This is a genomic window from Guyparkeria hydrothermalis (genome assembly GCF_023555385.1).
Classification (GTDB): domain Bacteria; phylum Pseudomonadota; class Gammaproteobacteria; order Halothiobacillales; family Halothiobacillaceae; genus Guyparkeria; species Guyparkeria hydrothermalis_A.
The window spans coordinates 86,170-100,562 of sequence record NZ_JAJSED010000001.1; the positions used below are offsets into that span (position 1 = coordinate 86,170).

Genomic DNA, 14,393 nt, shown 5'->3' on the forward strand with positions numbered 1-14,393 from the left:
CGGGAAGCTCCTAGCGAACTCAAGGGAACCGCATGTTCGAAGACCCAAGCCACAACGAATACGAACGCCAGTCGATCGGTGCCTTCACGGAAAAGGCGTACCTAAACTACGCGATGTACGTCATCCTCGATCGGGCACTGCCGCACGTTGCCGACGGCCTCAAGCCGGTGCAGCGGCGCATCGTCTACGCCATGAGCGAGCTGGGGCTCTCGGCGCTTGCCAAGCACAAGAAGTCCGCGCGGACGGTGGGCGACGTGCTCGGCAAGTACCACCCGCACGGGGATTCGGCCTGCTACGAGGCCATGGTGCTGATGGCCCAGCCGTTCTCCTATCGCTACCCGCTGATCGATGGACAGGGCAATTTCGGCTCGCCCGACGATCCGAAGTCCTTCGCGGCGATGCGCTACACCGAATCCCGCCTGACCCGCTACGCCCAGACGCTGCTGGCCGAGGCCGACCAGGGCACCGTCGACTGGGTCGACAACTTCGACGGTTCGCTCAAGGAACCGGCGCTGCTCCCCGCGCGCCTGCCCAACGTGCTCCTCAACGGCTCGACCGGCATCGCCGTGGGTCTGTCGACCGACATCCCGCCGCACAACCTCAAGGAGGTGGTCAACGCCTGTGTGGCACTGATCGAGAACCCCGAGGCCGACGTCGCCGCGCTGTGCAAGCACGTCAAGGGACCGGATTTCCCGACCGAGGGCGAGATCATCACGCCGCCGGAAGACATCCGCAAGATGTACGAGACCGGCACCGGCAACGTGCGTCAGCGGGCCCGCTACGAGGTCGAGTCCGGGCAGATCGTGGTGACCGCGCTGCCGTTCCAGGTCTCCGGCTCCAAGGTGCTCGAGCAGATTGCCGGGCAGATGCACGCCAAGAAGCTGCCGCTGGTTACCGACCTGCGCGACGAGTCGGACCACGAGTCGCCCACGCGGCTGGTGATCGTGCCGCGTAGCCGCCAGGTGGATATCGATGCGCTGATGGCGCACCTGTTCGCGACCACGGATCTGGAGAAGAGCTACCGGATCAACATGAACGTGATCACGGCCGACGGCCGGCCGCAGGTGCTCAATCTCAAGGATCTGTTGGCCGAGTGGATCGCCTTCCGCCAGGCGACCCTCCGCCGGCGCCTTGAATGGCGCCTGGCCAAGATCGAGCGCCGGCTGGAGGTGCTGGCCGGCCTGCTGATCGCGTTTCTCAATATCGACGAGGTCATCGCGATCATCCGCGAGGCCGAGGATCCCAAGGCCGAGCTGATCGCCCGCTTCGAGCTGACCGAGCTCCAGGCCGACTCCATCCTCGAGATCCGCCTGCGGCAGTTGGCGAAGATCGAGGAGATCGCGGTCAAGAAGGAGCAGGCCGAACTCTCCGACGAGGCCAAGGGCATCCGCACGTTGCTCGCCGACGAGACCGCGCTGCGCGGACAGATGCGCGACGAACTGGTTGCGGATGCCGAGGAGTACGGCGATGCCCGCCGTTCGCGGTTGGTCACGCGCGAGTCGGCCCAGCCGCTCGACGAGACCCGTCTGATGACCGCCGAGCCGGTCACCGTGGTCTTGAGTCAGAACGGCTGGATCCGCGCGGCCAAGGGACACGACGTCGACCCCGAGTCGCTTTCCTACAAGGCGGGCGACGGCTATCAGGCCCATGTCGCAGGGCGCTCGACCCAGTCGGTGGTTGTCTTCGACGACACCGGGCGGGCGTACACGCTCGCCACGCACACGCTGCCGTCGGCACGCGGGCAGGGCGAGCCCGTCACCGGCCGGGTCACCCCGCCGTCGGGTGCGCGCTTCGTCGCCCTGGCGATGGGCGAGCCGGCGCAGAAGGTCGCGCTTTGGTCTCCGGCTGGCTTCGGCTTCGTTACCTCCATGGAGGACCTCGTCGGCCGTCAACGGGCCGGCAAGAAGGTTTTCACCCTGCCCAAGGGGGTTGCTCCGGGGCGGCCAGTGCTGCCGGGCAAGGAGTTCGCCTATCTCGCCGTGGCTACCAGCGACGGGCATGTGCTGGTCATGGACGCCGACGAGCTGCCCGAGCTCGCCAAGGGCAAGGGCAACAAGCTCGTCGCCCTGAAGAGCGGAGTCGAGCTGGTCGCCGTGGCGGCGCTCGGCGAGGCCGACGGCCTGCGGATCACGGCGGGCGCGCGCACCATGACCATCAAGCCGGCTGATGTAGCCCTCTATCACGGCAAGCGCGCCGCGCGGGGCCGCCGTTTGCCGCGCGGCCTGACCCGTGTCGACGATCTGGCGGCTGCACCCACCGGTGCCTGAGCCGTTGGCGGAATAAAGCGCGTTCCCCTCCGGACGCAAGCGGCGCGGATATTGGTTAGCGCTACACCTTGAAAATGCGCCGTGGCGCCCCAGATTGGGGTAATCTTCCCACGTTGCGGGTCGGGCGTTTCCGGCCCGCCTGACGTTACCAACCCCATTTCGAGGTAGAGATGAAACGCATCGGCTTGTTCCTGTTGACCAACCTGGCCGTGATCGTCGTCCTGATGATCGCCTGGTTCGTGATTTCCAGCGTCTTCGGTCTCGGTCGAACGATGGATTACCAGGCTGGGACGATCAATCTGACGTCCACGCTGGTGCTGGCCGCGGTATTCGGTTTCGGCGGCTCGCTGATCTCGCTGCTGATGTCCAAGTGGATGGCCAAGCGGAGCGTCGGCGCGCAGGTGATCGAGACCCCGCGCAACGAGTCCGAGCGCTGGCTGGTCGAGACCGTCCAGCGGCAGGCGCGCGAAGCCGGTATCGGCATGCCCGAGGTGGCGATCTACGACTCGCCGGAGATCAACGCCTTCGCCACTGGTGCCAGCCGCAACAAGGCGCTGGTGGCCGTTTCCACCGGGCTGTTGTCGAGCATGACGCAAGACGAGGCAGAGGCCGTGCTGGGTCACGAGGTGGGTCACATCGCCAATGGCGACATGATCACCCTGACGCTGATTCAGGGCGTGGTGAACACCTTCGTGATCTTCTTCGCCCGCATCGTGGGCTTCTTTGTCGACCGGATGGTCTTCAAGAACGAGGAGGGGCCGGGCATCGGCTTTTTCATCACCACGATCGTCGCCGAGATCATCTTCGGCATCCTGGCGAGCATGATCGTGATGTGGTTCTCCCGTCAGCGTGAGTTCCGTGCCGATGACGCCGGTGCACGCTTTGCCGGCCGCGAGAAGATGATCGCCGCGCTCGAGCGCCTGAAGGTGAATTACGATCGGCCGTCGGACATGCCGGCGCAGATGACCGCCTTCGGTATCTTCGGCCGCACTGGCAACTTCGGTCGCCTGTTCATGTCGCACCCGCCGCTCGATGAGCGCATTGCCGCCCTGCGTGCGGCGGCCGGTCACGCCCGCACGGCCTGAGGCCGCTACCGGGCGTTTGAAACGCCGCGCGCCGCGCGTGACAATGCCGACTCGGTGAGTCGGTTCGTTCGAGAGGGCCCGCCGATGAGCGGGCCTTTTTCTCGGCGATGGAAGCCCATTGGAGGAATGCGATGGAAGTCCTGTACCTGTTCGTCCCGTTGAGCATGCTGGTGGTTGCCGGGCTGGTCTGGGCCGCGTTCTGGGCGATCCGCAACAACCAGTTCGAGGACCTCGAAGGGCCGGCGCACCGCATCCTGATGGATGACGATGACCCGAAGATTCCGACTCAGGGCGAGGCCTCCGAGAGTGATGAGGAACCGGCGCGGGAGGCACGGCGAAGCGACGAGGATAGCGGTCGGCAATAACCCCGTCCGGACTAGTGACATTGCGTGAAGGCTGGTTTACGATAGCTCCAAGTTACGGGAGGAGCCTCACATGAAAGAAATGTTCAACTTCGATAATTTCGCGTTCACGTTCACCGTCGGCCTGATCGTCTTTTCCTGGCTGAGCTTCCTGAGCGTGATCTTTTTCGGCTGATCGACTTCGCGTCGTTAGCCAGTGAAAAGGCCACCGCATTGCGGTGGCCTTTTTGTTTTCGGCCCCTCTTATTCGGTCATGGCTGCCGCATGCGTGGTCCGGTTGCGGCCTCCGCACTTGCTGGCATACAGGGCCCGATCGGCCTGAGCGATAAAGTGCTCGACACTCGGGAGAGGCCCTCCCGGGCCGCAGGTACTTGCTCCGACACTGACGGTAATGCGGATTTCCCCGCTCTCGGTGGTCGTGGTGGCGGATTCGACCGCCTGTCGGATTCGCTCGGCCATGCGTTCTGCCCCGGCACGGTCGGTTTCCGGCAGGATCACGATGAACTCCTCGCCGCCGTAGCGACCGACGATGTCCTGCTGCCGGGCGTTGTCGTTCAGGGTGTCCGCCAAGGCCCGAAGCACATCATCTCCGGCCAGGTGACCATGGTTATCGTTAACGGCCTTGAAGTGATCGAGATCGAGCATCAGAAGTGAGAGTTGTGTGTCATTGCGGCGCCGGACTCTCGCCAGCTCTCGCTGCAACGATTCCTTCAGGTGGATATGGTTGTACAGCCCGGTCAGCCCGTCACGGTGGGACCGCTCGATCAGCTCTTCCTCGCGCAGCAGCGCGTCGATGACGGGTTGAAGTACCCGCACGGTCAATGCGAAGAGCAACAGCGCGGTAGCGGCCAGGCCGCCCAGCAGGGTGCCCATATGCCAGTTGATGTCGCTGAAGAAGCGCTTTTCGTCGATCACGGCATATAGCCGCCAGTCACAGTTGTCGAAGGCGCGGTCACGGATCAGAAAATCGCTTCGTTCCGCCGACATTCCCACCCGATGAGCTCGCAGGACGTCAAAGGCGGGACGGTCCCGCTGCTCGCGTGGGTAGACCATCCTTCCATGGTCGTAGAGGGCGAAATGGACGACTGCGCTTCGTGCAGGGCTCTCGATGAGCTCGCGGATGCCGGATTCGCTGATTATCAACACATCGGTTCCCAAATGCGTGCCGCTTGGAGATAGTAGCGGCGAGCAGTAGACCAGCCGGTGCACTCCGCCAATGAGTCTCGGGGAGAGCAGGTGGATGTCATCCGCCCCCTGCGCCTGACAGTACTGAGCGACCGCATCGGGTGCGGGCAGGCCGGCATCGACCAGCCGCGCGCCGTCACCATCCAACCGGGTGATTCCGAGAATGTCCTCGTGTGCGCGGATGGCATCCGTCAGCTTGGGGCGGCTGAAGCGGCGCAGGGCGTCGCTTGTGATGGTCCCGTTCTCGTATTGGCGGAGTTGTTCCCGGATCGCGCTGCGGCTGGCGATCTGCTCGGCCAGGTTCTGATGTTTCTCGATTTCTTCCTGGACCAGCTGAAGGGTCGTGTTCAGGGACATGTCGATGCGCTGTGCATGCTCGTCATGGAGCGTGCTGGCGAGAGGGCGGAACCCCGCGAGATAGAAGGCGAGGGACAGCAGGATCAGGCTGCCTCCGGCGACCAGGTAGATGCGAGAGACGGCTTTCCGCGCCGGTCGGGAAAGCTGCTGGCTGGAATACATGCGTCACCACGTCCTGTGTGTAACGGTCAGGATAGGGGGGTGGGGCTGGCCTGTCTAACAGCGGATGCTTGTGCTAGGTCACGCATGAAAAAAGCCACCGCGCGGGCGGTGGCTTGAGGACGTATGGCGCCGGGCTTGAGCCCGCCCGATCAGATTGATCAGGCCGGCTGGGGCAGGGAGGTGCGCAGCTTCTTCAGGGCTGCGGTCTCGATCTGGCGAATCCGCTCCGCGGACACGCCGTACTCGTCCGCCAGCGTCTGCAGCGTGGCCTTTGGCTCGTCCAGCCAGCGGCGGGTGAGGATGTCGCGGCTGCGGTCGTCGAGCGTCGACAGGGCCTCGGTCATCGCCTCGACGCGATCGTTCTCGTCGCGTTGGGCGGCAATGTCCTCGACCGAAAGCTGATCCTGATCGACCAGGATCTGCTCGTAGGACGGGCCCTCGCTCTCGTCGTTGCCGTCGTAGGCGGGCGAATCCAGCGCCATGTCGCGACCGTAGAGGCGCGCCTCCATGGTCATGACCTCGCGTTCCGGCACGTCGAGTTCCTCGGCCACCGATTCGGCTTCCGACTTGCTCAGCCAGCCGATCGAGTTCTTCATCTGGCGCATCTTGAAGAACAGCTTGCGCTGCGCCTTGGTCGTCGCGACCTTGACGATGCGCCAGTTCTTGAGGATGTACTCGTGGATCTCGGCGCGGATCCAGTGGACGGCAAAGGTCACCAGGCGCACCTTCTGCTCCGGATCGAAGCGCTTGACCGCCTTCATCAGGCCGATGTTGCCCTCCTGGATGAGGTCGGCCAGCGGCAAGCCGTAGCCGCGATACCCGCGGGCCACGTGCACCACGAAGCGCAGGTGCCCGAGCACCAGCTTCTGTGCCGCCTCGATGTCGCCGGACTCCTTGAGCCGGCGCGCCAGGGTCTGCTCCTCCTCGACGGAGAGCATGGGGAGACGGCGCACCTCGCTGAGGTACTGCGACAACGAATCACCCATTACCGGCATGGTCATGCCGGTGGCCCCGGTCAGTGCCCGGGCATCGGAATTGGTCATCTGGTTGCCTGCTTTATGCATCGACTCGCCTCGCTGCAAGTATCCCAATATTTCATCACCTCGCATTTTAGCACTCGCGAAGTGAGAGTGCTAAACGGGGGAAAGAGTTCCCCGTTACCGCCGGGAAAACCCGAGACTACTGCAGGGCGCGGCAAAATTCACGGGGTGCTGAGGCGGCCGATGTAGAAGCGGCCGATTGCCTGTGCTGACAGCCAGCCTAGAAAGGCGCCAGCGGCGAGCAGCAGGCCGATCACGGCCGGATCGATCTGTGGCGAGATGGCCGCGCCATAGGACGAGGCGAACCGTTCGATCGGTCCGGCGGTGACGGCCACGGCCGTGGCGACCAGCACCGAGGCGACCGCACCGCCGAGCAGGCCGGTCATCGTGCCGTCGTAGAGCAGTGGGCGCAGCATGTAGCGCTCGGTCCCGCCGATCAGTGCGATCAGCGCGATCTCGCGCCGGCGCTCGTGCAGTTCGAGGCGCAGTGTGTTGCCGGCGACGAACACCACGGTCAGGCCGAGCAGGAGCAGCAGCCACCACCCCAGCTCGTCGAAGAACAGGCGGATCTGCTCGAGGCGTTCGACCCAGTCGCCACCGGTGGCGAACTCGGCTATGGCGGGTTGCTCCCGCAGCGCCTCGGCCAGTGTCAGGCGCGTGTCGAGACGTGCATCGACCAGCGTCAGCTCGATCACCCATGGCAGGGGGTTGGCATCAAGGGATTCCAGCCCCTCAATGCGCAGGCGCTCGGTCAACTCCTCCAGGCCGGCCTCGGGCGGGATGGCTCGCTGCTCGGCGACTGCGGTCTGGCGATCCAGCCAGTCGCGCAGGGCCTGCCGTTCGCTCTCCTCGATGCCGGGCACGAGATACAGGTCCATGCGCGCCGCGTCGGTCATCCAGATGGAGCCGACCCGTTCGACTTGGTGGCCGAGCGTCATCACCAACGCCGGCAGGCTGAGCATGACGCCGAGGACCACGATGGTTGCCCAGGCGCCGAGCGGGCGCCGGACCAGTCGCTTGAACGCGCCCCGCAGGCACTGGCGGTGGTGACGTCGCCACGCCGCCAGCGGATGGCGGCTTTTCTCGCGTGTCGTCGGGGTTTCGGCCTGAGAGCGGGGGCTCATGAGTCGGCCTCCTCGAAGGCATTGATCCGCCCCTCGTTGAGGGCGATCCGCGGTACCGGGTATTGCTTGAGCAGTTCGACGTCGTGACTGGCGATCAGGACGGTGACACCGACGGCGTGGAACTCGAAGAAGCGGTCGAAGATGTCGCGCGACAGGTCCGGGTCGAGGTTGCCGGTGGGTTCGTCGGCGAGCAGGATGCGCGGCCGGTTGACCAGCGCGCGGGCGATGTTGACCCGCTGCTTCTCCCCGCCGGAAAGTTCGTCGATCTGGGCGCGCTGGCGTCCCAGCAGACCGACCTTGTCGAGGGCGGCGTCGACACGACGACGGACGTCACTCGGCAGGTAGCCCGATACCAGCAAGGGAAGCGCGACGTTGTCGAACACGCAGCGGTCCGGCAGCAGGTGGTGGTCCTGGAACACCACGCCGATCTGCCGGCGCAGTTTGGGATACTGGTGCCGCCCCATCTTGCCCAGGTCGTAGCCGCCAATAAGCACTTTGCCGGAGGTGGGGCGGTCCAGGGCGGGGATCAGTCGTAGCAGCGTGGACTTGCCCGCACCGGAGTGACCGGTGAGGAACGCCATCCGCCCGGCGGGCAGACGAAAGCTGATGTCCTGCAGGCCGAACTGGCCGTTGGCGTAGCGACGGGAGACGTTGGCAAACTCGATCATCGGGACGGGTACCTCGAAAGACGGGCCGCGCCGACCGGCGGTTGAGTCACGCGCGGGCTCGCGTCTCGATTAGCTTCCTGACGTGTCTTGTCGCTCAATGCGCGGGCTCCTTGCACTCGACTTGCTTGTGACGGTATTCGAGGTATCGGGATCTCAGTCGGGGCGATGGTCGAGAAGCGCGTCGACGAAGGCGCGCGGCTCGAACGGACGCAGATCCTCGGGTTTCTCGCCCACGCCGATGTAATGGATCGGCAGGCCCAGTTCCTCGGCGATGGCAAACACGATGCCGCCTTTGGCGGTGCCATCGAGCTTGGTGACGATCAGGCCGGTCAGCTTGACGGCGTCGTTGAACTGTCGGGCCTGGATCAGCGCGTTCTGGCCGATGCTGGCATCGATGACCAGCAATACCTCGTCGGGCGCCTCGGGCTCGGCCTTGCTGATGACACGGATCAGCTTGCCGAGTTCATCCATCAAGCCCGACTGGGTGTGCAGGCGACCGGCCGTATCGACGATCAGCATGTCGCTGCCGCGTGCCTTGGCCGAGCTGACGGCATCGAAGGCCACCGAGGCCGGATCGCCCCGCCCCGGCTCGCCGATCACGCGCACGTCGTTGCGTTCGCCCCAGGCGATCAGCTGTTCGACGGCCGCCGCGCGGAAGGTGTCGGCGGCAGCCAGCGTCACCTCCCGACCCTCGCCCTTGAAGCGGTGGGCGAGCTTGCCGATGCTTGTGGTCTTGCCGCCACCGTTGATGCCGCAGACCACCATCACGTGGGGGCGGCCTGGTTGGCGACGTGCGGGCGGGGCGGCCGGCTGGACGGCCTCCAGGCGTTCGACCATCAGGCGGTAGAGCGTTTCGAACAGCCGCTCGGGATCGTCGACGTGCTTGCGATCGATCTCGTCGGTGAGCTCGTCGATCAGTGCCATCGTGGTCTGCTGGCCCACGTCGGCCATGATCAGACGGGTCTCGAGTTCCTCGAGCATGTCCTCGTCGATCTTCTTCTTGCCGAGGAAGAGATCGCCGAGTCCCTCGGTCAGCCCAGAGCGCGTTTTGGCCAGACGGCTGAACAGGGAGCCCGAATCCTCGCCCGCCGGTTTTGGGGCAGGGGTGGAGGCGGTGGTCGGTGCGGTGTCGGATTCCTGACGCTGCTTCTGGCGGTCGTCCGGCTCCGGGGTGCTCGGTGTCGCGGGAGTCGCGCTCGCTGTCGGTTCGGCGGGACTAGGGTCGTCGCCGGGCGGCTCGGGCGATGCGTCGGCCTCGGCGGGGCTGGTTTCGTCGCCGCTCAGGGGCGCTGACGATTCTTCCGGCGCCTCGGCGACGTCTGTCTTGCGTTTCTTGCGTCTGAGAAATCCGAACATGGAGCGTGATGGTACCTGGGTTGGCGACGGGGTGTTCCGGGGTAGCTGCCCCGCGCGGCGCCGACGAAGTTTATCATGCACCCTCTGGCCGACAGCGACTCGTTCTAGGGAGGATTTCGTCGATGCCCAGTACCGCCAAGGGGCGCCGCCCGTCACGCGGAGAGCAGGTCCGGATCATCGGTGGGGAGTGGCGGTCGCGTCGGCTGCGCTTCCCGGCGGCCCGCGACCTGCGTCCGACGCCTGACCGCGTGCGGGAAACCCTGTTCAACTGGCTGGGGCAGACCGTGACCGGCTGGCGCGCGCTGGATCTGTTTGCCGGCAGCGGGGTGCTCGGATTCGAGGCCCTGTCGCGCGGCGCGGCATGGGTCGGGTTCGTCGAGCAATCGCCACGCGTCGCTCGTGCGATCGCGGAGAACCTCGAGCAGTTGGGTGCGGATCACTCGCGGTACGTCGTCTGGACCCGCGATGCGCTGAAATGGCTTGACCAACCCAAGCTGGACGATGGGTCGATTGATCTGGTGTTTCTCGATCCGCCGTTCCGGCAGCCGGCATTGCTGCAGAACTCGCTTGAGCGGGTGGCCGCCGCCCCTTGGCTTGCCGAAGGAGCGCGGGTATTCGTCGAGGGCGCGGATCTGGATGCGCTGCGGCTGCCGGCGGGTTTTGTCGTCAGTCGGGAAACGCGTGCCGGGGAAAGCCGGTCGGTGCTGTTGGCCCGGGAGTGAGGTAGTAAGTCAGGCGTCGCCCAGCGTGCGCCCGCGTCCACCGGTCTGGCTTTCGCTTCCCTTGGCGGTATACAGCGAGCCGCCCGATTCGTCGCGCTGCAGCAGGAAATCGATCCGCTCGCCGAGAAACTGGTCGATGCGCCGCAGTGCCATGAGGTTGGCCTGAGACAGCTGACGGAAACGGCGGGCCATTTCCTTGAGATCGGCCCAACGGTTTCGGGTGTGCTCGGGCTGCTCGGCCAGGGCGTTTTCCATGTCGTCCGTGCCGATTGCCGCGGTCCATTCCAGACGAGCCTGTTCGGCCTCCGCCATGCCGTCGTTGTGCTGACGGATTGTCTCGAAGACTGCGTCGAATTCGTCCAGGGGCGGGGTGTCGCTGCGGCGCAGCAGGTCGGCGAGGCGCTCGTGCTGGTCGAGCAGCGCCTCGGCGTGCGTCTGCATGCTAGTCAGCCATGACGGGGCCGGATCGTTGGGAGTGGATTCGCTCATCGTGGCGTCGCGCTCGGCGGGTGTGGTCTCAAGGTGAGTCCCGGCGTGCCGGGTTCCGAGGAGCATACGTCATTCCCCGGGACGCACGAAGCCCCGGGCCGGCGGGGTGCCGGCCGGGGTGGGCGGGATTGTTCCCGCTCGTCGAGCAGGGCAGATCGCCGTTACAGATTCTCGAACTGGCGCAGCCGCTCGGCGATCTTCGCGGAGTCGACCTGATATTCGCCCTGGCTGATCAGATCCTTGATCCGGTCGACCTTGCCCTGATCGAAAGGCGCGGTCTCCGCCAGCGACTGGCCGAGTTCACGAAGCTGCGATGCCCCGCTGGAAAGTGTCACGGCGTCATCCTCCTTGATGCTCGCCGGCACATCGCCAGAAGGACGTTGCGACTCGCCCTTGGCCTCGCTGCGGCCGCGGGAGGAGTCTACCGACGAGTTCTGGCCCAGATTGCGCGGGCCAAAGCCGTTGATTTCGTTTGCCATGGTGCTTGATCCTTCCTGTCTCGGACGACATGTCCGCGCCGCCACCGAGGCGACAGTGCAGGAGTCTAGGTTAACGTAAATGTCCCTTCGCACTTAAACCATCGGCGGTTCCCGGGAAAACTTTAGCGCCGACTGAAATACTTTTTCAAAGCGAGGGTTGTATGGCTCAACCGCCGATCGCATCCACGGTCCGGCTGTCGATGACCACGGCCTCGATCACCTTGCCCGAGCGGGTGTTCTTCACCCGCACGCGCTGACCCACGCCGGCTCGGTTCTGGACCTCCCCGGTCGAACCCACCACGAAGCCGCGCGTGCCGGCCTGGATGGAGACCAGGTCGCCCCGATCGACCACGGCGTTGATATCGAGGTCGCGAGCGGTGACCAGATGGCCGGACTGCAACGGTTGGGTGGCCATCATGCCGATGAGTTCCCGTGGATCGGTGTAGTAACGCTGTCGCGCCCGGTTGGCGTCGACCGTTGCCAGGCTCAGGTCGGCTGCGGTGATCACGTCGCCCCGGGCGAGCGGGCGGGCGGCGACCACGGCCTGCTGGCGGCGGGTGAGTTCGATCGGAACGTAGATGCGCCACGGCGAGCTGCCGTGGCAGCTTACCTTGACGGTCTGCCGCCCGCGGTTGAGGTTGAGCGGCCGGCCTTCGTTGATTTCCAGTGCCTGGTCGCAGACGCTCAGCCGCAGGCGGGGGTCGAGCCGGTCAGCGCGCAGGGTGAGGTTGCCCCGGTCACCGCCCTGTCGATCCAGATATCGGTCCATGGCGGAGGCAACCTGCGCCTGGACGCTGGCAGGCGCCGCGGGGGCTGCCGCCGTGGCCTGGGCGGCAGCCAGCAGCGCGGCGGCCGTCACCAGCACAAGCGCGAGGAGACTCGCCGCACGCCGATCCGGTTCGCGCCTTGGCATTGCATCGTTGGGAGAGGGTAACTGGGTCATGAGAAATGGGTCATGGGAAAGCGGCAGCATGAACGGGTTGGATTACGCCGCTGGATCTTGCATTTACCATGCCACCGCGCCCGCATGCGGCGACCGGCACGCAAGCGGTGTGTGTCTGCGCTACCATGCCCTGACAGTCGGTCCGCCTACCGAAAACAGGCAGGAATGGGCGGGGTCCCAGCCTCTCTCCCGGTGGGCTAAAGATTGTCTCCCCGGGGCCGATACGACGTCTGGAAAATACAAGAATCAGCCAGCCCACCAATGCCACCAAGGCAGGACAAGTCGTGAAAAGCAACGTGATGTCATCAGTCGATTCCCGCACCCAGCTCGCCGGCCGCAACCGACTCGAGCTTTTGGTGTTCGGATTGGGCACGGATCAGCGCTTCGGGATCAACGTCTTCAAGGTGCGTGAAGTCATCCGCTGCCCGAAACTGACCGACGTGCCTCACTCGGACAGCTCCATCCGGGGTATTGCCGACGTTCGCGGTCACACCATCACCGTCATCGATCTGTCGGAGGCCATCGGCAAGGGGCGGATGACCGAAGAGCAGGTGCAGGACGCGTTCGTCATCATTACCGAGTACAACCGCGCGGTGCAGGGCTTTCTGGTCCACTCGGTCGACCGCATCGTCAATCTGTCGTGGAAGGAGGTGCTCACCCCGCCGAGCGGCACCAACAACTCCAATTTCCTGACGGCCGTAGCGCGCATCGACAAGCAGCTGGTGGAGATCATCGACGTCGAGCAGATCTTCGCTCGTGTCGTCGGCGTGGCCGAGACCGTGTCGGACGAGGTGATCGGTCAGTTCGGCGAGATCGCCAAGGGCAGCGACCTGGTGCTGGTCGTCGATGACTCGGTCGTGGCCCGCAAGCAGGTCGAGAGCACGCTGGAGCAGATGCACCTGCACCCGGTGGTCACGAAGAACGGGCAGGAAGCGATCGACACCCTGCGTCGCTGGAAGGAGAAGCAGCCGGAGCAGCTCGAACGGTTGGCCATGGTCGTCTCGGACATCGAGATGCCGACGATGGACGGCTATACCCTGACGTCGCTGATCCGCCAGGACCCGAAGCTCAAGAGCCTCTACGTGATCCTGCACTCCTCGCTCTCGGGTGTGTTCAACGAAAACATGGTCAAGCAGGTGGGTGCTGATCGCTTCATCCCGAAATTCCATCCGGACGATCTCGCCCGCGTCGTGGGCGAGGCGCTCACGCACCATGAGGTGCATCACGCTGTGGACGAGGCTTGACCGCGGGCATGAAGGCCGAAACCTTCGCCCGATTCACCGCCTTTCTCGAGCAGCACAGCGGAATACTGCTGAGCCCGGACAAGCAGTACCTGGTGGAAACGCGGCTCTCACGAGTGGCGCGTGCGCAGGGGCATGCGTCGGTGGAAGGGTTGATCGAGACGCTTCTCTCCCGTCGCGATCGCACCCTGGCGCGCGACGTGGTCGATGCGATGACCACCAACGAGACGCTCTGGTTTCGTGATGGCTACCCCTTCGCGGCCCTGGAAAAGAAGTTCTTCCCCGAGGCCGTTTCGGCCAAGAAATCGAGCTATCGCATCTGGTCGGCTGCCTGTTCCACCGGGCAGGAGGCCTTCTCGATCAGCATCACCGCCGAGGAACAGCGGGTGCCCTTCAATCTCGAGATCGTGGGCACGGATATCTCCGAGGCGGTGGTCGAGAAGGCGCGCAAGGGCGTGTTCGATGACCTGTCGCTGGGGCGCGGGCTCTCGCCGGAGCGCAAGCGTCAATATTTCGTCAAGACGGGCGAAGGCTGGAAGATCTCTCCGCAGGTCAGTCGCCGGGTGCTGTTCCGTCAGGGCAATCTGCTCGAACTGCGCCCGGAGGTCCGGCGCTACGATCTGGTGTTCTGCCGCAACGTGCTTATCTACTTCTCGCGCGAGACCAAGGCCAAGATCATCAACCGCATTGCCGACACACTTGTGCCGGGCGGTTACCTGCTCCTGGGCGCGTCGGAATCCCTTACCCAACTCAGCGACCGCTTCACGGCAGAGCGCCTGCCGACCGGTGGCACCGCCTACCGGCTCAAGGACTGACCGAGCCACCTTTCCGAGCTCGTTCGGCTCGGCCCTACCGAAAAGCTGGCACGCTTATCGCATAAGCCCTCGGCACTGACGCTGTGTCGAGGGTTTTT

At 65.0% G+C, this 14,393-nt stretch carries 14 protein-coding genes; 6 read left to right on the top strand and 8 right to left on the bottom strand.

The genetic code is table 11. The features are described from left to right. Positions 1-32: 32 nt before the first annotated feature. The 3 genes from parC to ccoS all read left to right on the top strand — a co-directional run bounded on the left by parC (position 33) and on the right by ccoS (position 3,717). Entirely contained in the window at positions 33-2,267 is a 2,235-nt protein-coding gene (parC, locus tag LV476_RS00435; protein ID WP_250072209.1) for a DNA topoisomerase IV subunit A, read from the top strand. Between the two features lie 170 nt (positions 2,268-2,437). Beyond that, positions 2,438-3,352, top strand: a complete 915-nt coding sequence (htpX, locus tag LV476_RS00440) for a protease HtpX (protein ID WP_250072211.1) — start codon at positions 2,438-2,440, stop codon at positions 3,350-3,352. 131 nt (positions 3,353-3,483) lie between these two features. Further along, positions 3,484-3,717: a cbb3-type cytochrome oxidase assembly protein CcoS gene (gene ccoS, locus LV476_RS00445; RefSeq protein WP_250072214.1), complete on the top strand. Its 234-nt coding sequence runs from the start codon at positions 3,484-3,486 to the stop codon at positions 3,715-3,717. A 240-nt stretch (positions 3,718-3,957) separates the two neighbouring features. On the opposite strand, the gene LV476_RS00450 is transcribed toward ccoS, so the two are convergent. The 5 genes from LV476_RS00450 to ftsY all read right to left on the bottom strand — a co-directional run bounded on the left by LV476_RS00450 (position 3,958) and on the right by ftsY (position 9,606). After that, positions 3,958-5,418 carry a GGDEF domain-containing protein gene (locus tag LV476_RS00450; protein ID WP_250072216.1) on the bottom strand — a complete coding sequence of 487 codons (1,461 nt, stop codon included), beginning with the start codon at positions 5,416-5,418 and terminating at the stop codon, positions 3,958-3,960. 158 nt (positions 5,419-5,576) lie between these two features. Further along, a complete protein-coding gene (gene rpoH / locus LV476_RS00455) occupies positions 5,577-6,461 on the bottom strand; it encodes an RNA polymerase sigma factor RpoH (RefSeq protein ID WP_250072217.1) in 885 nt (294 codons plus the stop codon). 158 nt (positions 6,462-6,619) lie between these two features. After that, positions 6,620-7,582: a cell division protein FtsX gene (locus tag LV476_RS00460; RefSeq protein WP_250072218.1), complete on the bottom strand. Its 963-nt coding sequence runs from the start codon at positions 7,580-7,582 to the stop codon at positions 6,620-6,622. Continuing rightward, complete coding sequence (locus tag LV476_RS00465; protein WP_250072219.1) at positions 7,579-8,250, bottom strand: cell division ATP-binding protein FtsE; 672 nt, start codon at positions 8,248-8,250, stop codon at positions 7,579-7,581. Before LV476_RS00465 ends, LV476_RS00460 begins: the two co-directional genes overlap by 4 nt. A gap of 153 nt (positions 8,251-8,403) precedes the next feature. Then, a complete protein-coding gene (ftsY, locus tag LV476_RS00470; protein WP_250072220.1) occupies positions 8,404-9,606 on the bottom strand; it encodes a signal recognition particle-docking protein FtsY in 1,203 nt (400 codons plus the stop codon). Positions 9,607-9,728: 122 nt separating this feature from the next. Here ftsY and rsmD point away from each other — a divergent pair, with 122 nt between their 5' ends. Then, a complete protein-coding gene (gene rsmD, locus LV476_RS00475) occupies positions 9,729-10,328 on the top strand; it encodes a 16S rRNA (guanine(966)-N(2))-methyltransferase RsmD (RefSeq protein ID WP_250072221.1) in 600 nt (199 codons plus the stop codon). A gap of 9 nt (positions 10,329-10,337) precedes the next feature. Here the strand turns inward: rsmD and flgN are convergent, their stop codons facing one another. The 3 genes from flgN to flgA form a co-directional block, all read right to left on the bottom strand. Then, positions 10,338-10,817: a flagellar export chaperone FlgN gene (gene flgN / locus LV476_RS00480; protein ID WP_250072224.1), complete on the bottom strand. Its 480-nt coding sequence runs from the start codon at positions 10,815-10,817 to the stop codon at positions 10,338-10,340. A 161-nt stretch (positions 10,818-10,978) separates the two neighbouring features. Then, a complete protein-coding gene (flgM, locus tag LV476_RS00485; protein ID WP_250072226.1) occupies positions 10,979-11,296 on the bottom strand; it encodes a flagellar biosynthesis anti-sigma factor FlgM in 318 nt (105 codons plus the stop codon). Positions 11,297-11,462: 166 nt separating this feature from the next. Further along, a complete protein-coding gene (gene flgA, locus LV476_RS00490) occupies positions 11,463-12,209 on the bottom strand; it encodes a flagellar basal body P-ring formation chaperone FlgA (protein WP_250072228.1) in 747 nt (248 codons plus the stop codon). A gap of 314 nt (positions 12,210-12,523) precedes the next feature. Between flgA and LV476_RS00495 the strand changes: the two genes are divergently transcribed. Both LV476_RS00495 and LV476_RS00500 read left to right on the top strand, forming a co-directional pair. Next, positions 12,524-13,483, top strand: coding sequence for a chemotaxis protein (locus LV476_RS00495; RefSeq protein WP_349665988.1), 960 nt, complete (start codon positions 12,524-12,526; stop codon positions 13,481-13,483). Positions 13,484-13,491: 8 nt separating this feature from the next. Then, on the top strand, positions 13,492-14,295 hold the full coding sequence (locus tag LV476_RS00500; protein ID WP_250072230.1) for a CheR family methyltransferase: 804 nt from the start codon (positions 13,492-13,494) through the stop codon (positions 14,293-14,295). The last annotated feature ends 98 nt before the right edge of the window (positions 14,296-14,393 follow it).